Below are 20765 nucleotides of genomic sequence, written 5' to 3'. Positions count from 1 at the left end.
AGTCGACGTCACCGTCGTCCCAGAACACTGCGTCCGGCTCGCCTCCGGCCTCGCACAGGGCCGCCACCAGCACGGGAAGGTCCCTGTCATGGCTCGGCTTAGGTCGGGGGCGTAGGCGACGAGGGCGACTCGGGGCATGGCGAATTCCTTTCCCAACCCGTTTACCTTCCTCTTCGGTGAAGCCCCACCATCGAGGCGAGGAACAAAGGAGGCCGTATGGAGTGGCTGACGATCGGGGCCTTCGCGCGGGCGTGCCGCCTGTCGCCGAAGGCGTTGCGGCTCTACGACGAGCTGGAGCTGCTGCGTCCGGCCCGCGTCGACGCGGCGACGGGCTACCGCTACTACACGCCGGCCCAGCTCGAACAGGCCCGGCTGGTGGCGTGGTTGCGGCGGCTGGGCATGCCGCTGGCCCGGATCCGTACGGTGTGCGCGCTCCCGCCCGCTGCCGCCGCCGACGAGATCCGCGCGTACTGGACGCAGGTCGAGGCGGAGACGGCCGTACGGCGGGATCTCGCCGCGTTCCTCGTCGACGAGCTGACGGCGACACCGAGGAAGGACACCACCGTGCTCGAACTGCGTTACTCCGCCCACTCGGACCCGGGCCTGGTCCGCCCCGCCAACCAGGACACTGCCCACGCGGGCGCCCGCCTGCTCGCGATCGCCGACGGATACGGCCCGGCGGGAGCCCCCGCCAGCAGCGCGGCCGTGGCGGCGCTGCGGTTCCTGGACACCGCCGACATCCCGGCCGGCAACGTCCTGAACCTCCTGGCGGACGCCGTGCACGGGGCGACCGAGGCGGTACGGGACGTGGCCGCGGGCACCGACGAGAACGGCACGACCCTGACCGCCCTGCTGTGGACCGGCTCCCGCCTCGCCCTGGTGCACATCGGCGACTCCCGTGCGTACCTCCTGCGCGACGGCGCCCTCTTCCGTATCACCCACGACCACACGGTGGTCCAGTCGCTCGTCGACGAGGGCCGGCTGACGGCGGAGGAGGCCGTCACCCATCCCCAGCGGGCCCTGCTCCTCAAGGCACTCACGACCGGCACCCCGGACCTGAAACTGCACGACGCCGAACCCGGCGACCGCTATCTGCTGTGCTCCGACGGCCTCTCGGGCGTCGTCCCCGATCCCACCATCCGCGACCTGCTCACCACCGCCACCGCCCCCGACACGGCCGTCCACTCCCTGGTCGACGCGGCGAACACCGCGGGCGGCCCGGACAACGTCAGCTGTGTGGTGGCGGACGTGGTGGAGAAGGTGGGCCGACCCACGCCATCATGACGGCCATGTCGATGTCCGGAACCGACGCGTACGACAGGGAACCCCACCTCCCCCCGCTCGTCGAACGAGCCCTCGCCGCTGCCCGCGCCCATGGCTTCCCCTACTCCTGCCGCCCCGAACAGGGCCGTCTGCTGCAGGTCCTGGCAGGCGGCGCCCGGACCCTCATCGGGGAGACCGGCACGGGCTGCGGGTGGGCCTGGCCTGGCTGGCCTCGGGGGCGCGGGACGGCGTACGGCTCCTCAGCGTCGAGCGCGACCCGGAGCGCGCCCGTGTCGCCGCCGAGGTGTTCGCCGACCGTCCCGGCGTGCGGATCCTCCATGGCGACTGGCGGCGCGTCGAGGCCCACGGCCCCTACGACCTTCTCGTCCTGGACGGCGGCGGCACCGGCAAGACCCCTGACGACACCCCGGCCGACCCGACCCGTCTCCTCGCTCCGGGCGGCAGAATCGTGATCGACGACTTCACCCCGGCGTCGGACTGGCCGCCCCGGCACGGCGGTTCCGTGGACCGCCCCCGCGTCTTCTGGCTGGAGCACCCCGCCCTGGACACGATCGAACTCCCCCTGGCCGAGGACCTGGCCACGCTGGTGGGGACGCGACGCCGGAGCGCCGCGCGGTAGGGCGCGATCAGCGCACCGCAAGCCGTTGCAGCAGGCCCCACGTGAACTCGGCCACCACCTCCTGGCGCACGCCCTTCTCGTCCGGGGCCGTGAACGTCAGGCCCCAGCGCGTCGGGGCCGTGCCCTCCAGGGGGCGGGCCGGGGGGAAGGCCCGGGCCGCCTCGTCCACGGTGCAGGACCATGGGGTGAGGTCCTCGAGGGTGCGCAGGTCAGGGCCCTTGGCTTCCGGTGCCCTGACCAGCCACTCGTTCCACACCGTCGAGCCGTTCGGGGCCAAAAGCGCCTCGAAGCGGAGGTCGGGCCAGAGGGGGACGGGCCAGAGCCAGGCCTCGCACTCCAGGTCGCCGACCTTGCGGGTCAGGACGGTCTCGGGGGTACCGAGGACGGAGCGGTAGCGGGACGCGGGAGTGCGGGCCCGATGGGGGTGCCCCCGCGCGAGCTCATTCGAGCGTGGGGGAGAACGGACCATCGCCTGCCAGCGTTTGTTGGCCTCCCGCATGTCCGCGATCGAGACACCCAGCGCGTGCCGGGCGTCCTCCACCAGGCCGGGGTTGTGGTCGGCCATGCGGCGCAGCAGGACCAATTGGAAGTCGAGCGGGGTGAAGGGCGCGCTAGCCGCCTGCTTTCCGGAGGGCATGTCCCCCATCGTCCCCCACAGCACTGACACCGGGACGGCGCCCGTCGGGCAGGAAGAGGACCGAGTTGATGTACCGGGGACGGTGGACGAAGGGCAGGACACGACGGAGGAGACCCTGGTTGACGACGTACGACGCCGTCTCCTGGTGGGCCTCCAGGGGGAAGCCGGACAGCGGGACCCAGGTGGCGCGGGGCAGTACCCAGCCGTCGTAGCCGAGGAGGGACAGGTACGTCACCACCGGGGCGATCGGCTGGATCCGGGACTCCAGTTCGACGAAGAGCGCGGGCCGGTCGCGCGCGAGGATTCCCGTGGCCCCGCGCAGCACCGCCAGCTCGCTGCCGTCCACGTCGATCTTGATGAAGTCGACGTCCTTGAGGTCCAGTTCGTCCAGCGTGACGCAGCGGACGTCCACCGCCCGGCCGTGGATGTCCCGCCGGACCAGGGAGGACACCCCCCGGTCGCCCTCGTCGCCGGGCGGCAGCCACAGCCGGGCGGTGCCCGGCCGGTCCGTGGCGGCGGCCTGCACGACCTGGACGTTCGCCGGGGCCGCCGAGGTCAGCAGCCGGGCCAGGCGGGGTACCGGCTCGACGGTCACCACCCGCCGCGCCCGCCCGGCCAGCCGCCGCGTCCACGGCCCGTACCAGCCGCCCACGTCCACCGCCGTCCGGCAGTGCGCCGGGCACAGGTCGGCAAGGCGCGCCAGCTCCGGTTCGAAGCGCGGGTACACGGCCCGGGCGGCCGCCGCGACCAGCCGGGTGGGCAGAAGGGGGGCCACTCTGGCAGCCCAGGTACGAGCCGGTCCGGTCATGGAGTCATCCGTTTCAGGAAGTTCTCGTGCTCGTCGTCCGTCACCTGCTCGCCGGAGGCAGGCAGCAACTGCGGGATGCCGTCCACGATCGGATAGCGGCGGCGCAGCCGCGGGTTGTACAGGGCCTCGTCCGGCGGTACGAGGTGCAGGGGGCCCTTGTCGAGCGGGCAGGCCAGGATCTGCAGCAGCGGGTCGTCGGGGTTCATGGGGGCGTCAACTCCTTGGCACCGATGGGGGGTTTGGGCGCCGGATCGTGCTTGGGCATGCTCAGCAGTACGGCGACGGCGAGCACCGTGCCCGCGAGGCGCAGCGCGAGTCGCAACGGGTCGTGGGGCAGGGACTCGCCGAACGAGAGCGTGCCGAGCACCGCCGTGTAGAGGCAGGTCACCGTCGTGCACACCGGCACGATCAGCGAGGCCCGGCAGCGTTGCAGCGCCGCCTGCGACATCACCAGGCCGAACGCCCCGGTGAACAACAGGAGATACGGATACGGGGAGCCCAACAGCTCAACTACCGCGCTGCCGAGTCTGCTTGACGTCAGATAGCTCGACACGCCCTTGATCGCGAGCGAGCTGACCCCGTACAGCAGACCCACCGCCACGCCGTACTCGACGCCGGTCGTCGGCATACGGTGCCGGTGCCTCGTGCGCCGCTCGGCGGACCCGTACAGCCACACGCCCGCCGCCAGCGACGGCACGCACACCAGCAGGATCAGCTGGTACGGGGCGTCCTGGCTGACGTGCTCCGAACCCTCCTTCAGCGACAGCACGACCATGAGGAGCGCGGCGAGGATGGCGCCCAGCGCGTACCGCTCCCGGCCGGTCGTCTCCTCGCCCAGCAGCCGGGCCGACAGCAGGACGAGCAGCACCAGACCGGAGACGAAGATGCCCTGCGCGGCCGCGATCGGCAGCGTCCGGTAGACCGCGAGCTGCGCCCCGAACCCGGCCGCCAGCGAGAGCGAACCACCGATCCACAGCGGACTTCTGAGGACCAGCCCGAGCAGCCGTGCCGGTTGCCGGATCGACACCTCGGGCAGGGCGGTGAGCGCCCGTTTCTCCAGGACGAATCCGACGCTGTACAGGGTGTTCGCCAACAGGGCCGCCGCCACTCCCCACCACATCGTCCCGCCCCCTAGGTCTTGCGCGCGTGCAGCAGCAGGATCGACGCGAGCGACGGTCTGGCACACGCCAGCCGGTCCAGTGCGCGCAGGGGACGCGGCACACCGTGGAAGGGCGCCCCCTCCAGTCGTACGACCTCGAAACCGGCCGACGCGACGAACTCCCGCAGCGCACGGGCCGTGTACAGCCGCAGATGCCCCACGACCTCCCGCCCCGGCCTGCCGTGGATCGCCCGCAGGCTCACCTCCGAGAACACCGGCTGGACTCCGGCCAGCAGCAGTCCGCGGTTGTACCAGGCGGCCAGGTTGGGTGTGGACAGCATGAGATGACCTCCCGGGCGCAGGATGCGGCGGATCTCGTCGAGCGCGGCGTCCGGGTCGACGAGATGCTCGACGACCTCGCTGAACAGCACGGCGTCGACGGACGCGGACCCGAACGGCAGTCCAGTGCCGGTGAGTTCGCCCCGGACGGCGTAGGGCAGCCGGGTGCGGGCGCGTTTCAGGGCGTCCTGGGACCAGTCGACGCCGACGATCGTGTGGCCGGTGAGGAGCGGTGCCGCCGTGGCGGCCGCGGTGCCGTCGCCGCAGCCGATGTCGAGGACGGTCCGCCGGGCCTCTCCGGGGGCTCCGAGGGCCGTGGCCAGCATGCGGGCCTGGCGCAGTGAGCGGGGGGTGCCGGAGGCGACGGGGACGGCGGGGTCCTCGTAGAAGTCTCTGAGGCCGCCGCGGCGCGGGGGTGCGGTGGTGTTCACGGGGCCACCTCCGTGGTGTGCAGGTAGTGCTCGAACAGGTCCCGCAGGTGGGTGCCGTCGCCGTGGCTGAGCAGGGCACGTGACCAGCGCAGCGCGAGGTGGAGCCGGCCCGCGGTGGAGGCGGTCGTGACCGTGAGGCCGCGGGGCATCCTCGCGGGCGCCGAGAACCACACGGCGTGCGCGCGGCCGGCCTCCTCACCGAAGTCCAAGGGGTACGGGACGCGGCCGATGTTGCTGAGCAGCGTGGTCGAGGTCCAGGGGGCGGCGGCTCTGCGCAGGCCGCGGGTGAGGGCCGCACGCCAGGTCACCGGGGTGACCGGGGCGGTGAGCAGGCTCGCACCGTGGCCCAGTTGGGGGCGGGTGAGGGATTTGAGGGCGCGTGTGCGTTGTGCCGTGCGGCGCAGGAACGTCGGCATGTCTTCGAAGGTGTGTTTCAACTCGTCCGGCGAGAAGGGGACTTCTACCAGGCGGGTGCCGTTCCCTATCGGCATCGTGGTGTCCCTCGGGCGGTCGTCGACGGGCATCGTGATGCGGAGGGGGCGGGGGTGGGCGCCGTGTTCCCTGTTCCAGTGGGCGATCGTCAGGGCTGTGGTGACCATGAGCTGGTCGTTGACCGTGTAGGGGGAGCCCTTGGGGCGGTGGGGGAGGGGGAGTTCGGTGACGAGGAGGCCGTTGCCGGGGGAGGGTTCGGGGGCGCCTGGCGCTACGCGGGCGGGGCGGGTCCAGTTGGAGGGGGTCTCCGGTTGCTGGGGGGTGTCCGGGGCGCGGAGGGGTGGGGCTGCGGGGGAGTTGTCCTTGCCGCCGTAGATTTCTGCCGCCGTGGCGAGGATGCGGAGGCAGGCGGGGCCGTCGAGGGCGGTGTGGTTGATGGTGAGGAAGAGGACGGTCGTATTTCGGGTGCGGCTCGGTGGGGTCTGGTCGCGCCCCGCGGCGGAGCCGCTTGTCGATACAGCCCCGCGCCCCTTAAGAGGTGGGTGCAGGCCGACCATGTCTGTTGCCTCGCTGCCCTCTGCCGGGCCCGCACCCTCCACCACCTCCAGTCGTATCGGTGGGGACAGTGACAGTGGGGGTGCCTCGACCAGTGCCCTCGTCCTCGCGTTCCGCAATGCGTTCGGACCCGGCTCCGGAAAGGTCACCACCTCCACATCCGGCTCCGCCGTCAGCTCCCACTCGTAGCGGCGGCGGTACCGACCCCCCGGGGCCTCCCGCATCAGGATCCGCGGGTGGCGGTGCAGGGCCTCCAGGAACGCCTTCCGGAGCCGGGACTGGTCCAGCCGTCCCGGCAGATGCACCTCGATGTGGACCGTCTCCGGTTCCTCCTCCTGGAGGCAGTGGCGGGAGACCTCGTCGACCACCGGGAACGGGATGCGTGTCGGTGGGGTCATGTCGGTTCCGTCCTCCCCTTGCTCACCTCGACCGGCGGCAGTTGCTGTGTCGGTGCCTCGGACTCGGGGGGTGTCTCCCGCTCACCCACACTCACCAAGGCCGCGAACAGCCCCATCAGTGCGAGGAGTTGGGCCACGTGACCGAATGCCCCGTCCGATGCGCCCACCGGCTCACCGGCTCCGACCGCCGCGGCGATCCCCGCCCCGGCCAGTGCCACGAAGGCGATCGGCACCAGGAGTGCATGGCGCCGGGACGCGAGCAGTGCCAACGCCGGGACCAGCAGGGCGAACCAGCCCGCGATGACCACGCCCACCACCGTGAGCGCCACCACCCCGAGCCACACCCCCGGCGCCGGAGGCACCTGCTGCGGTTCGTCGGGGTTCGGGGAGCGCCTGCGCCACAGCACCAGGCCCACCAGCACCGCCAGGGCGACCCCGCTGCCGATCAGCGCGCCGTCGTAGGTCGTCGCGGGCTCGTACGACAGCTTCACCGTGCCGCCCGCGCCCGCGGGGATGCGCCAGCCCTGCTGCCAGCCGTCGAGCCGCAACGGGGACAGCGACTTCCCGTTCAGGGTGGCCTTCCAGCCGTCGTTGTAGTTCTCGTACGTCGTGAGGTACGAGGCGGCGCCCGACCCCACGGTCACCTCGCGTTTGTCGCCCAGCCAGTCCTGTATCCGCAATTCCCTTGTGAGGGAGGTCGGTTCGGCGACGGTGCCGCGGGTCAGCGTGATGCCGGTCAGGGCGAGCGGCCCGGCGTCCCCGCCCTCGACGACGTGCTCACCGGAGGCGAGGGACAACTCGGCGTCCGAGCGGCCCGACTGACAGAGCGTCACCGTCAGCTCGCGCCGCTCGGTCAGGTCCCGGATCCGGCCCGACACGCCGGTCTGGTACAGCTTCCCGTCGACCGCCAGCACCGGCCCCTTGCCGCACGGCAGGGAGAACGTCCGCGTGGCCTTCGGCTGCGGAGTCCGGTACTGGTCGAGGGCCGGGATGTAGGCCTCCGTGAGCCCCACCGGGAGTTGGAGATCCTCGTCCGCGACCGGGTTGTGCAGGGTCAGCGGGGCCGTCTTGGTGATCGTGATGTCGAGGCGGTCGGTCGTGATCGCCGGGAAGCGCACCGCGCCGTTCTCGTCGACACCGGCGACCGTGGCGCCGTCGGGCGAGGTGATGTCGACCTCGGTGGGACGGGCGGAGAGTCCGCCGGCGGGCGCCAGTACCACTTCCCCGATGGGCTGTTTGCCGTTCCAGCTGAGGTGGACGGTGGGCCGGTCGCCCGCGATCCAGGCCGTGGTGAGGTCGCCGTCGGTGAGGTTGCGGGCGGACAGGCCCGTGCCGAGGGTGGCCGTGGAGTCGGCGGTCGCGGTGATGCGGTTGCGCTGGTCGGGAGCGACCTCGTACAGCAGCCTGTCGAGTTCCTCCCCGGACACCGGCACCGCGCTCGCCTTCACCGAGTACGTTCCGGAGGCCGCCGTGTCGAAGCGGCGGTGCAGGCCGGCCTCGGTGCCGGTCGGGGAGATCCCGGCCGGGTCGGGGACGCGGTGCAGGGAGACGATCTCGGCGGGCGCGTCGGAGGAGTCCGCGTCGGCCGGCAGCCGCAGCAGCCGGGTCACCTGCACGTCCGGCAGGTCGATCTCGGAGAACCCGGCCCCGGCGAGACCGGTCCGGCGCGCCACCGAGTCGACGATCGTCAGTTTCATCCAACCCGTCGTACCGGGAGGGGACTTGATGCTCTGTGTCGATCCGTCGGCCCGCAGGAAACTGGTGCGCGAGCCGTTCTCCGTCTCCACCCGCACCTTGGTCGCCGCCGACCGCACGCTCTCCTGCGGCAACGGCGTGACCTTGAACGACGAGGGCATGTCGTACGCGGGGTCGGCGAACCCGATCCGCAGCCACTGCCCGTCCGGCGAGCCCGCCACGCCTTCCGCCCAGGCGGTGTCCGGGTTGCCGTCGAAGGCGTTGACCGGGTCGAACTGCGGGAGGTGGAACAGCCAGTTGCCGTACGACGACGCTGTCACCGTGCGGGCGCCGCGCAGTTCGGCCACCGTCTGGTGCGAGAGTCCCTTGGTCGGCAGGATCTGGTGCGGTTTCTCGCCGGCGTCCTGGGCGGCCCCGGAGGCGTTCCGCTCGTCGGCGGTGTACGTGTACGAGGTGTTCGCGTTGACGAGCCCGAACCGGGTGTCCGCGCGCCGTAGCCCGTCGCCGACGATCTGGACCGGCGGGGTGCCGAGCCCCGGGTGGTTGTCGCCGGTCAACACGGTTGCCCGACCCCGCAGTTCGGTCGCCAGTGGCAGCAGCGACTCGGGTCCGCCGGACACCTGGACGGTGTCGGCGACCGGCAGCAGCCCCGCCTGACCGGGCCGTGGCACGTCCTCGCTCGCCGGACGGAAGATCTCCACCGCCCGCTGCCTCGGGTACAGCCCTTCGATCTGGAGCGGGGTGTCGTTCGCGATCTTCCCGCCCGTCATGAGCGGTCCGAGGCCCGTCACCCGCTCGTAGCCGGACTGTTCGAGGGCCCGCTTGACGACCGAGGACGACACGGTGCCGATCTGGTCCGGGTCGAGGTCGTTGCGGACGACGACGTAATAGACCCCGGCTCGGCTCAAGTAGTCGGCGAGCCCAGGGATCTCACCGCCGGTCAGCAGCGCCTGCTCGACCGCGTCCGTCGCGCGCCGGTTGCCGGGGGTGCCGAAGGGGACGTAGTCCCGTTGCGCCCACCGGGACTCGGCGAGCACGTCGAGCGGCTGGTCGATGGGGGAGCCCCAGGTGTAGATGCCGTGCGCGGTCGCGGGGACGACGAGGGCGCGCGAGTCGGGGGAGTACTTCTCCAGCCAGTCGGCCGTGGACTGCCAGTACTTGGGCAGTTGCTGGAAGGAGCCCGGGTTCAGGATCGTGCCGTTGAGATACGGCCACATCAGCCCGGGCAGGACGAGGACCGCCGCGATCAGCGGGGCGTACCGGCGTCCTCTCATCTCACGTGCCCCGCGCGGTTCGGCGGCCGTGCCCACCAGATGGGCGAGGCCCAGCACCAGCGCGAGCGCCAGCCCCGGCTGGAACTTGTAGATGTTGCGGAAGGGGGCGAGGCCGCCGTTCAGCCAGTCCTGCACGAGCCCGTGGAAGGGTGCGCCGAACGCGCCGCCGTATCCCGCGAGCAGCACCAGGACCGCCGTCAGCACGGTCAGCACCAGCCACCGGCGCTCCGGCATGTCCCGCCGCGCCAGGCCCGCGAGTCCGAGACCGGCCGCGAGCGCCGAGCAGAGGATCACGATCACCGAGGAGGCCACGGTCCAGCCGGCCGGCAGCCACGCCTCCCCCAGGTGCAGATAGGCGACCCAGTTCCCGGCCCCGCGCAGGGCCTCCGTCGCCGACATCGTCTCGGTCGTGGTCCGCGCGCTCTCGACGTACGGCAGGAAGTTCTCGCCGTAGAGGCCGAGCAGCAGCAGGGGGATCACCCACCAGGCCGTCGCCAGGATCACGCCCGGTACCCACCAGGCGATCAGCTTGCGCTGCCGGGGCCCGGGTGGCCGGGAGAGGAGATACAGGCCGACGGGCAGCAGACAGGCCAGCGTGGAGGCCGCGTTCACCCCGCCCATGAAGGGGATGATCAGCGCCGAGCGCAGGGCGGCGATCCGGGCGCTGTGGCGCTCGTTCGTCAGCGGCAGCAGCACCCACGGCAGGAAGGCACCGGGCAGCGCGGCGGCGGAGGTCGAGCCGATCACGATGGTGAAGGTCGGCCACAGCGCGTACGCGACGGCGGCGAGCAGCCGGGACGCCCCGTTGCCCACGCGCAGCCGCTCGGCCAGCCGCAGCGCGCCCCAGAAGGCGACCGACACGACCACCGACAGCCACAGCCGCTCCACCAGCCACACCGGCAGCTGGATTGCGTGGCCCAGCCAGTAGAACGGCAGCATCGGCCACAGATAGCCGACGTACTGGTCCTGGATGCCGCCGAAGGAGCCCTGGTCGTGCCACAACTGCCCGAGATCGGCGAGGAAGCGCCCCGGGTCTGTGGTGACGCCCAGCTTGGTGTCGAAGGTCTGCCGGCCCGGGTGCACCACGAGGAACAGCACGAAGACCACGGCCCAGAAGCCCAGCAGCCAGCGCCGCGACCGCGGGCCCTCCGGGGGGCCCGACATGCTCGCGGTGGTGGGAACGGCCGCCGGAGGAGGGGCCTGGACCGTGGACGTCGTCATGGTGGACACCGCCGGAGGATGAGGAGGAGGTTCCAGGTGGCCACCTCGCGGATCCCGGGAGCCCTGACGACGGTCTCCGCGAGGAAGGGCCAGTAGCGGGAGCGCGCCGAGACGACCGTGACGTCGTCCCGGGCACGCACCTGCCGCAGGGTCGGGCCGATGTGCACGGCGAACAGGTTCTCGCCGAGGGTGTGCTTCGCGGCCTTTCCGGTACGGCGCCGATAGCGGGCACGGGCCCGTTCGGCGCCCAGGTAGTGCCAGGGCGCCCACTCGTGACCGCCCCACGGCGACAGCCAGTTGGTGAACGACACGTAGATCAGCCCACCGGGCCGGGTGACCCGCACGAGCTCACTGAGGAAGGTCTCCGGATCGGCCACGTGCTCCAGCACGTTGGAGGAGAAGGTGACGTCGGCGGCCGCGTCCCGCAGGGGGAGCAGATAGCCGTCGGCGATCACGGTGGAGTCGGGTGGCTTCGCTCCCAGTTCGCTCGGATCGGGCTCGAAGAGGAACGCGTCGGCACCGCGTCTGCGGAACTCCTCGGTGAAGTAACCGCTGCCGCCGCCGACGTCCACGACGGTACGGCCGGCGACGGGACCGTCGTAGGCCTCGACCTGGTCCACGGCGTCGCGGGCGAGCAGCGCGTAGCAGGACTCGGGGTCGTCCTGCTCATGGAGGAAGGCCCGGAAGAGGGTGAGGGAACGCCGAAGGGAGGGGTCCTTCGCCCGAGGCCGTGTCACGGTCCCCAGCCCCTCACCGCCTCGGCGGCGACAGCCCGGAACTGTCTGACGGTCCGGTGCCAGCGATACCGGGCCGCCCGGTCCTGGGCGGCCTTGCCCATCAGCTCACGGCGATGCCCCGACAGGGCGAGCGTGCACCAGGCGGCGGCGAACGAGGACTCGCCCCGCGCCAGCACTCCCGTCTTCCCGTCCACGACGGAGTCCCGCAGTCCGGGCACATCGAAGGCGATGGTCGGCGTCTTTCGGGTCGCGGCCTCGGTGACGACCAGCCCCCAGCCCTCCACGGCCGAGGGATGAAGCAGCAGCCACGCCTCGCACAGCAGCCGGTGCTTCTCGGCCTCGGAGACATGTCCGGTGAACTCCACGCCGGGACCGGCGAGTCGCTCCAGACGGGACCGCTCGGGCCCGTCGCCGACGATCACCAGCCGGCCACCGGTCACCGGCCGCACCCGCTCCCAGAGCCTCAGCAGCAGATCGATCCGCTTGTACTCGACCAGCCGGCCCACGGCGACGAAGAGCGGTTCGGGCGAGCGGCGGACGAGTGGCTCCGGCTCCTCGACGCCGTTGTGCACGACACGGATACGGTCCCGCTCGACTCCGATCGCCCGCAGGGCGTGAGCCGTCGACGGAGACACGGCGACCAGCAGGCTCCGGTGTCTGGCCGCCGCACCGGCCAGGGCCCAGTGTTCGAGTCTTCGGCCGATCCGGGCGGCCGGGGCCAGGGGCCCGCCGAACCGCATCTTCCACAGGTCGGTGTGCACATGGTTGACCAGACACAGGGTCGGGCCGTGGTGCCACAGGGGCGCGAGGTACGGCATGCCGTTGCACACCTCGACCAGCAGGTCGGTCTCGCCGATCTGGCGGGCGAAGGCCGTACGGGCGCGCAGGTAGTGGCCGAACTCGCCGCCCGCCGACACGACGCGGTAGTCCCGGTAGGAGGCCGGGCCGCCGCACAGGAGGGTCACCTGGTGGCCGAGCCGGGTCAGTCCGTCGGCGAGCCGGTCGACCAGCAGTTCGGAGCCGCCGGCCGCGGGATTGTCCAGGTCACGATGGGCGAGGAAAACGATTCGGCGCGGAGGTGGGGGGAGCGCCGAGGAGTGGTGCGGGCTGTGCGATGAGGGTTGCCGCTGCGACGCCTGGGGAGGCGTGTGCAGCGGATGGGGCACGTGCTGGGGCATGGGTGCTCCAACTCGTCTCAGGGTGCGGAACTCAGCAGTGTCTTTCCGGCTGGTTGTGGGGGGACTGAGTGCTTCTCAGGGGGAGGGTGTGGACGGGCTGTGTTCAGGTGGGGTGGCACAGTTTTCGCCCACCCGTACGCCGTGGCTACTCACCCACGTGACAATTTCCGGGCTTATTAGAGCTGACGTCCAGTCACATTGTGAGAACGGGCTCGGGTGTATCGCTCATATCGGTGGACTCGGGGCGCCTGCGTCCCCGTACCACCAAAACGCCCCCCACGGCAGCCAGCACGAATCCAGCCACAGCCGCCCCGATCGGCAACGTCTCGCCCACCGCGCGCAGTTGGCCGCTGTCCCGTTTCGCCAGCCGCACCGCTTCCTTCTGGGTCGCGGTGGTGAACGCGATCTTCCGGCTGTCCAGCAGGACCACGGCGTCCTTCTTCGCGCCGGGCGCCCGCAGGGTGCGCTTCGGGCCCACCTGTGCGTAGACCACCCGGCCGGTGCGCTGGTCGACGACCAGCTCGATGCCGTGGTTGGAGTACCACTCCTCGGCCAGCACCTGCGGCCGTCCGGGCTCGTCCACGATCGTGCCCGGCACCAGCCGTGTTCCGACCTTCGCCGGGGCGACCGTGCCGGTGAACCGGTAACCCGTGTACCCCTGAACCTTCTTCGTACCCTGGTAACGCAAAGTCACCGTCGAACCCAGGGAGTTGTCCCACCACTGGTAGGAGCGCCGCTGCACGTCGAAGGGGAACTTCAGATAGGCCTCGCCCTCGATGTACGGCTTCTCGCCGCAGCAGTGCACCGGCTTGGTGGTCTTGCGGTCCATCACCCAGCGGTGCGGGACGAACTCCAGCGCGTCGTGCGGGTCGGAGGCCGGCAGCGACTTGTCGGTGTCGACGGTCGTGGTGACGTCCCACACCGCGGCTCCGTCGCTGCGCTCACTGTCCTCGACGTTGCCGCGCACCCGCTGGGTGACGGTGATCCGCTGGTCGGGGACGGTCTTCACCTGCTCGGTGTCGAAGACGCTGCCCGTGCCGCGGTAGACGGCGGTCTGGTCGATGTTGATCGGATTCAGGGCGGCCCGTGGAGTCACGTACCACGCGAGCAGTGGCGCCAGTACCAGCAGAAACGTGCCGAGTCCCAGCAGAATCAGGGAGATTGGAGAGGCTGTACGGCGCATCCGGACACTCCAGTGGCGTGAGTTGACGGAGTTCGGGCCGCTCTATGGGCCGGAGACCGTAAGGCGTCTGAGCGAGGGGTGTCAATGTCTTGACGGATTGTCAATGTCCTGTCGACACTGGGGCGACAGGCAGGGTGGGTACCGGACGGGTTCCGGGTGGGGACGTACGCCGGATCGAGCCGCTCGAGAGAGGCTGCCCCTGCGATGTCCAGACTGCTCGCCGCCGCACTGACCGTCGTGGCCTCCGCTTTGCTCGCCCTCGGTGCCGCGCTCGGCATCGTCGCGCTGCTGGAGGCGACGCCCGAGCAGCCCAACACCCCCTTGATCACCTACGAGCAGACGGACCAGGGGAGTTGACCCGTGCCCGCCCGCCCGGCAACTGTGAACGCCCGCTCGGCCTGGCACGACGTCCCCCGCCTCCAGGTCCGCCGTTTCGCGGCCATCGCCATGGCCGAGGCGCCGGCCCTCGCGGAGGAGATCCTGCGCGAGATCCGCCGCGAGTACCCCCACCTGCCGGTGATCCTCGACGAGTCCGGCGAACCGATGGCGCTGGTCGGCATCCGCCGCGCGATCGAGGTCTTCGTCCAGCACCTGGAAACGGCTGAGGGTCGCCCGACGGTCCCCCCGGGTGTCTTCCAGGAGTTCGGCCGGGGCGAGGGCCTGAACGGACGCAGCCTGGACTCCCTCCAGGCGATCTACCGCATGGGCGTCCGCCTGGCCTGGCGCCGGTTCGCCGACATCGGCCAGCGCGTGGAGATCCCGCCGCCGGCGATGTACGAGCTGGTGGACGCGGGCTACGAGTACCTGGACGGCCTGGTCGACCAGTCGGTCCGGGGCTACGCGGAGGCGGCGGCACGCCAGGCGGGCGAGCGTCTGCGCCTCCAGCGCCGCCTGATGGAGTTACTCCTGGCCGAACGCCACCGGGGCGATCCGGCGGACGCGCTGACGGAACGCGCGGCCCGCATCGGCTGGCCCCTCCCGAAGAAGGTGGCGGTCGGCGTCCTGCTCCGTCCGGCCCGTGAGGCGGTGCCCCCCGCGGTGGGCCAGGGCGTCCTCCTGGACATGGACTACGAACAGCCCCGCATGGTCGTCCCGGAACCGGGCGCGGCGGGCCGCCCCGAACTCCTGCACCGGGCCCTGACCGGCTGGGCGGGCGCGATAGGACCCCCGGTCCCGCTCGCCGACGCGGCGAAGTCCCTCCGCTGGGCCGAGGCCGCCGTACGGCTGATGGAACGCGATCTGCTCCCCGCCGGGGACGTCCTGTACTGCACCGAACACACCGAGGCCCTGGTCCTGCTCCAGCCGGAGGAGCTGATCGACGATCTGGCCCTGCGCTGCCTGGCCCCCCTGCGGCACTGCGGCCCCACCCACGGCCGCCGCCTCGCGGAGACGTTGCTGGCCTGGCTGGAGACGAGGGGCGGGGCCCCGGAAGTAGCGGCCCGCCTGGGCGTCCACCCCCAGACCGTCCGCTACCGCCTCCGCCAGATCCGGGAGCTGTGGGGCGACGAGATCGACGACCCGGACCGGCGGTTCGAGCTGGAGCTGGTCCTGCGGGCTCGGCGGTTACGGGGAGAGCTGCCGTGAGAGGCGGTCGCCCCGAGCCACCTGTGAGTACACACGCAATGTGACGTGTCGCACACGAACACACCGGAACCGGCAGCTCGCACCCCTGCCCTTCCTGCGGAAACGGGCCGGATGGGGAGTTCGTGACCCGCATGACCATTGCCGGAGGAAACAGCCTGTCGCTAGCCTGTGTTCGTCATGCCGATCGTCTGTTGAAATTTCGAACGCAGACGCCTTAGACACAAAGAGAGGGGGCCGGTTGTGGGACGCCTCGTACCTGCCGTGACCCGGGCTCTCGATATTCTGGAGCTCTTCCTCGACGGAGACGGGACGCTCTCCGCCCCCGACATCGTGCGCCGGTTGCAGCTGCCGCGCACCACCGTGCACGAGCTGGTGACCACTCTCGCCGCCCGGTCGTACATCGTCCAGGTCCCGGGCCAGCCGGGACGCTACCGGCTCGGCGTGCGGCCCTACCAGCTCGGCAGCCGGTACGCCGAGCAGCTCGACCTCGCCGCCGAGGGCCAGCAGGTCGCCCGGTCCGTCGCCGAGACCTGCGACGAGACCGTACACGTGGCGATCCTCGAGGGCACCGACGTCATCTACATCGCCAAGGTCGACTCGACGCACGCGGTGCGGATGGTGTCGGCCGCCGGCCGGCGGCTGCCCGCGCACTGCACCTCCGTCGGCAAGATGCTCCTCGCCTCCCTCTCGGAGCCGCAGCTCGCCTCCCGCATCCCGGACGACACTCCGCTCGCCGGTATGACGCCCAACAGCATCACCGACCCCGCGGCCCTGCGCGAGGCCCTCGACGAGATCCGGCAGCGCGGAGTCGCCGTCGAGAACCGTGAGTCCAACCCGGACGTGTCCTGCGTGGCCGCCCCGGTCCGCGACCGCACCGGGCAGGTCGTCGCCGCGCTCTCCATCTCCGTGCCGATGATCCGCTGGAGCGACGACCGCCGCGTCGAGCTGGAGCAGCTCGCCGCCAAGGGCGCCGCCGAGCTGTCCGAGCGCCTCGGCCACCGGAGCGTGGGATGACCCGCTTCACGACGTACGAGGTCGCCGTACGCGCCGAGGCCACCCTTGGTGAGGGGCCCACGTGGGACGGTGAGCGGCTCCTGTGGATCGACATCCTCGGCGCCCGGCTCCACACCTACGACCCCCTCTCCGGCCACCGCACGGTCCGCGTCCTGGACCAGCACATCGGCGCCGTCAAGCCGCGCGCGGGCGGCGGACTCGTCCTCAACCTCCGCGACGGCGTGGCCCTGCTGGACCCCGACGACTCCTTCCGCTGGCTCCACCACGAGCCCGTCCCCGGCCGCCGGGCCAACGACGCCGCCGTCGCCCCCGACGGCTCTCTGTGGGCGGGCACCATGCGCTACGACGAGGCACCGGGCGGCGGCACCCTGTCCCGGATCACGGGTGACGGCACCCACCGCACCGTCCTCGACGACGTGGCCGTCAGCAACGGCACCGGGTGGAGCCCGGACGGCCGGCTCATGTACTACATCGACTCGCCCACCCGCCGCGTCGACGTCTTCGACCACGAGAGCGGGCGGCTCTCCGACCGCCGGTCCTTCGTCGAGATCGAGGACGGCGCCGGTTTCCCCGACGGGCTCACGGTCGACGCCGACGGATGCGTCTGGGTCGCCCTGTGGGACGGGGGAGCGGTCCGCCGCTACACCCCCGACGGCACCCTCGACCACGTGATCACCCTCCCGATCCCGCGCGTCACCGCGTGCGCGTTCGGCGGCCCGGACCTGACCGACCTGTACATCACGACCGCACGGGTGGGGCTGGACGCCCCGCACCCGGTGGCGGGCTCACTGCTGGTGGTACCGGGGGCCGGGAAGGGCGTGGCGCAACAGCCGTTCGCGGGCTGACTACCGAAGCTCCGCCCTCTTCAACTCCTCCGCGGTCAGGGGCGGTTCGGTCAGTGTCGGCTTCAACGGACCCACCGCCGCCGCCAACAGGACACCCGGCGTCAGCAACACCTCCGCCCGCCGCTCCAGCGACGTCACGTCGGTGACGCGGCGGGCGATGCGCCCGTTGCCCGTGGCCGTGTACATGAGTCGGGAGACGTACGCGGCCACGGCCCGGTCCCGTGCCGTCGGGCCGTTCTCCGAGGCCCCCGGATAGAACACGTCCTGCCCGGTCGCCAGCTCCCACGCCGCCCCGACCGGCCGGGCCACCGCCTTCTGCACCCGACGCGACAACCCGGCGCTCCCCCACCCGTACCGCCGCGTCAGGTCCCGCAGGACGAGCGCGCTCTGGGCGCCGACGGCCAGGCCGTGCCCGTAGACCGGGTTGTACGCGGCCAGCGCGTCGCCGAGGACCGTGAAGTTCTCCGGCCAGGCCGGCATCCGCTCGTAGAAGTACCGCCGGTTGACGGTCGTCCGCGTGAAGGAGACGCCGGACAGCGGCTCGGCCCGGGAGATCAGGTCGCCGATCAGCGGATGCCGCAGCTCCTCGCGGGCGAACCGTACGAAGTCGTCGTCGGCGGGCGACGGTTCGCCTCCGCGCGTGCCGTTGAGGGTGACGATCCACCGGCCGTCCTCGATCGGCAGCAGAAAGCCCGCCCGGCCCGGTCCGGCCGCCCGCGTGTCCGGCTGCACATTGATGACGGGGAAGCCGTCGCGGGCCTGCTCGGGCGCGAGATAGAGGCGGCTCGCGTACGCCAGGCCGGAGTCGACCTCGCGCCGCTCCGGCGCCGGCAGCCCGAGGTCCGTCAGCCAGCGGGGTGTCCCGGAGGCCCGCCCGGTCGCGTCCACGACCATGCCCGCGTCGATGGTCCGTTCGCGGCCGTCGCGCTCCCGCACCCGGACCCCGGTGACCGCCCGCGCATCGCCCGTCAGCCCCAGCACCTCCGTGCCGCCGAGCACCTCGACCCGGTCGTCCGCGAGGACCCGTGTCCGGACCGTCGCGTCCAGCAGGTCCCGCCCGGCCAGGATCACGTGGTGGGACTCGGGCCAGCGCCGGAACCAGCCGTGTGCCGAGAGGACGACCATGTCGGTGGTGACCGGCGCCCGGCGGGCCCCGGCGTCCGTCAGCGTGCCGGTGACGCCCGGCAGGAGGTCCTCCATGGCCCGTACCCCGCCCGACCAGAGCATGTGGGCGTGCCGGGCCTGCGGCAGGCCCTTGCGGGGCGCGGGCGTCCCGGGCAGCTCGTCCCGCTCCACCACGACGACCCGGTCGGCGAGGCCCGCCAGCGCGGCCGCCGCGAGCATGCCCGTATGGGATCCGCCGAGGACGACGGCGACCTTGGCGGGGGAGGGGCGCCCGCTCAGGTCCGCCTCGCGACGTCCACGCCGGTCACCCTCGCCGACCTGCTTTTCTGCCGGGGACCCGGAGGTCGTCCCCCGGGAAGACGGAGTGCTCATGCGTGGACTTGCTCTCTGCCGGGACGGCCGCGCGGGCGCGTACCGCCTTGATCTCGTCGGGGCTGTGCAGGACGTCGGACACGGCCGCGATCTCCTGCAACAGGTATGTGGTGTCGGGGTCCCCGTCGCCGTCGGCGTCCGGGGAGTGCCGACGGGTCTCGACGGCGTCCAGGATCGTCACGGCGGCGGCGAGGGCCTGGGCGCGGCCGCGCTCGAAGCCGAGGGCGACGGCCGCGTCGTAGGAACGGGTCCGCAGGTCCTCGTCGAGGAACCGGGACAGCTGGAGCAGCGCGTCGCGGATGAAGGTCTCGCGGCGGATGAGGCGCATCTCGGGGGTGGTGCGCAGGGCGAGCGGCTCGCGGCCGCCCGCGACGGTCCGCATCAGCCGGGCGAGGGGCCCCAGTTCCCGGTGGCGGCGGCGGACCAGCCAGCGCTCGTGCAGGTACTGGCCGGCGTGCGGGACGATGAAGCCGATCGCGACCAGCGTCGCCGCGATGCAGGCGGCCGACGGCGCGATGTTGGTGTTCAGCCAGTCCAGGTCGTGCCCGGTCCACCGGGCCACCACGGCCGTGAGCTTGGCCGCGCTGAAGAGCAGGTTCGTCGCGAAACCGATGCCCAGGAACCGCAGCCCCCAGCGCAACCACGCGTTGAGGCCGTCGGTGCGGATCCAGTTCCACACGAGCCGGGTCGTGATCGAGCAGGCCAGGGCCTGTGCGAACAGGTAGAGCAGGATCTCCTCGCGCATGAACGGCGTACTGGCGTAGTACGTGTCCAGGTCCTCGATCCGCTCCACGGGGACGTCGGCGAGCGCGAAGAGCGTCCACAGCGCGACCACCACCGTCGCGTACGCGTAGACCACCCATCGCGTCGCGCGCCGCGTCTCGGCCGACCGCTCGGTGAGGCCGTTGCGCCAGTGCACGACCAGCAGCAGCCAGGACGCGGACAGCGCGGTGATCAGGGAGTAGACCCAGGGCGCCGCGATGTTCGGGACGCCGGTGACCCGGTTGGTCCAGGCGATGGTGCTGGGGGCCGCGAAGACGAACACCGCGCAGGCGAACAGCAGCAGACCGCCCACGGCACGCAGCAGCGGGTCCCGCCACAGCTTGAGGATGCTGGGCAGTTTGATCACCAGGGCGGCGGTGAGGACCAGACCCGGGAGCCAGAAGGAGACGTACAGGCCGGTGATGGAGGCGGCCAGTTGGGGTGCCGGTTCGGGGTGGGTCACCGCCCTCGGCCTCCGCGGTAGCCGAGGGACCTCTGGACGGGGTCGGGCCGTACGCCGGAGCCGCGTGCGCAGACGAACGGCCGGAAGGCGGCCGCCAGCCGGTGCCCGAAGTCGTCGGCCTCGGCCTCGTCCGCTGCGCGGGAGCCGTTGCGGGCCGCCACGGTCAGCGCGACGGAGTCCCAGCCGGGCCGGCCGGCCAGCGCGTCCGCCGCGGCCGCGTGATGGTGGGAGTGGCCCGCGTGCAGGTGCCACAACTCATGGCCCAGGATGACCAGTTGCTGCATCTCCTCGGCCCGCTCCTCCACGATGACGAGGTCGAAGTCCTGGAACTCCACCCACAGTCCGGTCACCGCGATCTCGTCGGGGAACCGCTCGAAGCGCAGGTCCACGGGCCGGCCGCCGCGGCGCGCGCTCATCTCCTGGCACAGGGCCCGGCACAGCTCGGGCACGTCGGCCGGGGGACGGGGTCTGGCCCGGACCGCGGCGGTGAGGTGGGAGACCAGATCGCGCATGGCCGAGGTCGCACGGGTGCGTCGTAGCGCCGAGGCGATCCGGGCCGCACTCCTGCGCGCGCCCGCGATGTCCATCCCACCCCCTGAGCTCTCCCGCCGCCGTAGGACGGGCTGTTCGAGACTACGCGCACGGAACTGTCCCGTCACGCGATCCGATTTTGCTGCGCAGGCCATTGACTGGAAAGCGCTTCCTGCCTA

General features: G+C 71.9%; 19 protein-coding genes. 6 read left to right on the top strand and 13 right to left on the bottom strand.

Annotated elements, in window-relative coordinates:
- Positions 1 to 216 precede the first annotated feature (216 nt).
- Positions 217 to 1284 (top strand): MerR family transcriptional regulator, encoded by a 1068-nt coding sequence (locus tag QF027_RS15845; RefSeq protein ID WP_307075200.1) that lies wholly within the window; start codon positions 217 to 219, stop codon positions 1282 to 1284.
- A gap of 190 nt (positions 1285 to 1474) precedes the next feature.
- Positions 1475 to 1903: an O-methyltransferase gene (locus tag QF027_RS15840; protein ID WP_307075198.1), complete on the top strand. Its 429-nt coding sequence runs from the start codon at positions 1475 to 1477 to the stop codon at positions 1901 to 1903.
- 7 nt (positions 1904 to 1910) lie between these two features.
- Here the strand turns inward: QF027_RS15840 and QF027_RS15835 are convergent, their stop codons facing one another.
- The 10 genes from QF027_RS15835 to QF027_RS15790 all read right to left on the bottom strand — a co-directional run bounded on the left by QF027_RS15835 (position 1911) and on the right by QF027_RS15790 (position 13890).
- Positions 1911 to 2549, bottom strand: a complete 639-nt coding sequence (locus QF027_RS15835) for a hypothetical protein (protein WP_306981776.1) — start codon at positions 2547 to 2549, stop codon at positions 1911 to 1913.
- Entirely contained in the window at positions 2515 to 3348 is an 834-nt protein-coding gene (locus tag QF027_RS15830; RefSeq protein WP_307075195.1) for an FkbM family methyltransferase, read from the bottom strand. Before QF027_RS15830 ends, QF027_RS15835 begins: the two co-directional genes overlap by 35 nt.
- Positions 3345 to 3554, bottom strand: a complete 210-nt coding sequence (locus QF027_RS15825; protein ID WP_306981780.1) for a Trm112 family protein — start codon at positions 3552 to 3554, stop codon at positions 3345 to 3347. The genes QF027_RS15830 and QF027_RS15825 overlap by 4 nt, the downstream gene beginning before the upstream one ends.
- Entirely contained in the window at positions 3551 to 4456 is a 906-nt protein-coding gene (locus tag QF027_RS15820; RefSeq protein ID WP_307082377.1) for a hypothetical protein, read from the bottom strand. The genes QF027_RS15825 and QF027_RS15820 overlap by 4 nt, the downstream gene beginning before the upstream one ends.
- A 23-nt stretch (positions 4457 to 4479) precedes the next feature.
- Positions 4480 to 5217: a class I SAM-dependent methyltransferase gene (locus QF027_RS15815; protein WP_307075193.1), complete on the bottom strand. Its 738-nt coding sequence runs from the start codon at positions 5215 to 5217 to the stop codon at positions 4480 to 4482.
- Entirely contained in the window at positions 5214 to 6602 is a 1389-nt protein-coding gene (locus QF027_RS15810) for a condensation protein (protein ID WP_307075191.1), read from the bottom strand. Before QF027_RS15810 ends, QF027_RS15815 begins: the two co-directional genes overlap by 4 nt.
- Complete coding sequence (locus QF027_RS15805) at positions 6599 to 10792, bottom strand: alpha-(1->3)-arabinofuranosyltransferase domain-containing protein (RefSeq protein ID WP_307082376.1); 4194 nt, start codon at positions 10790 to 10792, stop codon at positions 6599 to 6601. Before QF027_RS15805 ends, QF027_RS15810 begins: the two co-directional genes overlap by 4 nt.
- Positions 10789 to 11529 carry a class I SAM-dependent methyltransferase gene (locus tag QF027_RS15800; RefSeq protein ID WP_306981786.1) on the bottom strand — a complete coding sequence of 247 codons (741 nt, stop codon included), beginning with the start codon at positions 11527 to 11529 and terminating at the stop codon, positions 10789 to 10791. Before QF027_RS15800 ends, QF027_RS15805 begins: the two co-directional genes overlap by 4 nt.
- Positions 11526 to 12707 carry a glycosyltransferase family 4 protein gene (locus QF027_RS15795; RefSeq protein ID WP_307075189.1) on the bottom strand — a complete coding sequence of 394 codons (1182 nt, stop codon included), beginning with the start codon at positions 12705 to 12707 and terminating at the stop codon, positions 11526 to 11528. The genes QF027_RS15800 and QF027_RS15795 overlap by 4 nt, the downstream gene beginning before the upstream one ends.
- A gap of 193 nt (positions 12708 to 12900) precedes the next feature.
- Positions 12901 to 13890, bottom strand: coding sequence for a DUF3068 domain-containing protein (locus QF027_RS15790; RefSeq protein WP_306981791.1), 990 nt, complete (start codon positions 13888 to 13890; stop codon positions 12901 to 12903).
- 204 nt (positions 13891 to 14094) lie between these two features.
- Here QF027_RS15790 and QF027_RS15785 point away from each other — a divergent pair, with 204 nt between their 5' ends.
- The 4 genes from QF027_RS15785 to QF027_RS15770 all read left to right on the top strand — a co-directional run bounded on the left by QF027_RS15785 (position 14095) and on the right by QF027_RS15770 (position 17333).
- Positions 14095 to 14247: a hypothetical protein gene (locus QF027_RS15785; protein ID WP_306981792.1), complete on the top strand. Its 153-nt coding sequence runs from the start codon at positions 14095 to 14097 to the stop codon at positions 14245 to 14247.
- A gap of 3 nt (positions 14248 to 14250) precedes the next feature.
- A complete protein-coding gene (locus QF027_RS15780) occupies positions 14251 to 15474 on the top strand; it encodes a PucR family transcriptional regulator (protein ID WP_306981795.1) in 1224 nt (407 codons plus the stop codon).
- A 240-nt stretch (positions 15475 to 15714) separates the two neighbouring features.
- Entirely contained in the window at positions 15715 to 16488 is a 774-nt protein-coding gene (locus tag QF027_RS15775; RefSeq protein WP_306981797.1) for an IclR family transcriptional regulator, read from the top strand.
- The gene (locus QF027_RS15770; protein ID WP_306981799.1) at positions 16485 to 17333 is read left to right on the top strand and encodes an SMP-30/gluconolactonase/LRE family protein; all 849 of its coding nucleotides are present in this window, start codon (positions 16485 to 16487) and stop codon (positions 17331 to 17333) included. The genes QF027_RS15775 and QF027_RS15770 overlap by 4 nt, the downstream gene beginning before the upstream one ends.
- On the opposite strand, the gene QF027_RS15765 is transcribed toward QF027_RS15770, so the two are convergent.
- The 3 genes from QF027_RS15765 to QF027_RS15755 are packed head-to-tail and all read right to left on the bottom strand — an operon-like array spanning position 17334 to position 20642.
- Positions 17334 to 18737, bottom strand: a complete 1404-nt coding sequence (locus tag QF027_RS15765; RefSeq protein WP_307082374.1) for an NAD(P)/FAD-dependent oxidoreductase — start codon at positions 18735 to 18737, stop codon at positions 17334 to 17336. It abuts the gene before it with no gap.
- Positions 18738 to 18762: 25 nt separating this feature from the next.
- Complete coding sequence (locus tag QF027_RS15760; protein WP_306981802.1) at positions 18763 to 20055, bottom strand: MAB_1171c family putative transporter; 1293 nt, start codon at positions 20053 to 20055, stop codon at positions 18763 to 18765.
- The gene (locus tag QF027_RS15755; RefSeq protein ID WP_307075186.1) at positions 20052 to 20642 is read right to left on the bottom strand and encodes a toxin-antitoxin system, toxin component family protein; all 591 of its coding nucleotides are present in this window, start codon (positions 20640 to 20642) and stop codon (positions 20052 to 20054) included. Before QF027_RS15755 ends, QF027_RS15760 begins: the two co-directional genes overlap by 4 nt.
- Positions 20643 to 20765: the final 123 nt, after the last annotated feature.

It is taken from the genome of Streptomyces canus (assembly GCF_030816965.1).
In the GTDB taxonomy this organism is placed as follows: Bacteria; Actinomycetota; Actinomycetes; order Streptomycetales; family Streptomycetaceae; genus Streptomyces; species Streptomyces canus_E.
Note: the sequence above shows the minus strand (reverse complement) of the source record. Positions and strands in the feature narration are given on the sequence as shown.

Coding starts and splice junctions, on each gene's coding strand:
- QF027_RS15845 (WP_307075200.1), top strand. CDS start 217: ATGGAGTGGCTGACGATCGGGGCCTTCGCGCGGGCGTGCCGCCTGTCG.
- QF027_RS15835 (WP_306981776.1), bottom strand. CDS start 2,549: ATGGGGGACATGCCCTCCGGAAAGCAGGCGGCTAGCGCGCCCTTCACC.
- QF027_RS15830 (WP_307075195.1), bottom strand. CDS start 3,348: ATGACCGGACCGGCTCGTACCTGGGCTGCCAGAGTGGCCCCCCTTCTG.
- QF027_RS15825 (WP_306981780.1), bottom strand. CDS start 3,554: ATGAACCCCGACGACCCGCTGCTGCAGATCCTGGCCTGCCCGCTCGAC.
- QF027_RS15810 (WP_307075191.1), bottom strand. CDS start 6,602: ATGACCCCACCGACACGCATCCCGTTCCCGGTGGTCGACGAGGTCTCC.
- QF027_RS15805 (WP_307082376.1), bottom strand. CDS start 10,792: ATGACGACGTCCACGGTCCAGGCCCCTCCTCCGGCGGCCGTTCCCACC.
- QF027_RS15795 (WP_307075189.1), bottom strand. CDS start 12,707: ATGCCCCAGCACGTGCCCCATCCGCTGCACACGCCTCCCCAGGCGTCG.
- QF027_RS15790 (WP_306981791.1), bottom strand. CDS start 13,890: ATGCGCCGTACAGCCTCTCCAATCTCCCTGATTCTGCTGGGACTCGGC.
- QF027_RS15785 (WP_306981792.1), top strand. CDS start 14,095: ATGTCCAGACTGCTCGCCGCCGCACTGACCGTCGTGGCCTCCGCTTTG.
- QF027_RS15770 (WP_306981799.1), top strand. CDS start 16,485: ATGACCCGCTTCACGACGTACGAGGTCGCCGTACGCGCCGAGGCCACC.
- QF027_RS15755 (WP_307075186.1), bottom strand. CDS start 20,642: ATGGACATCGCGGGCGCGCGCAGGAGTGCGGCCCGGATCGCCTCGGCG.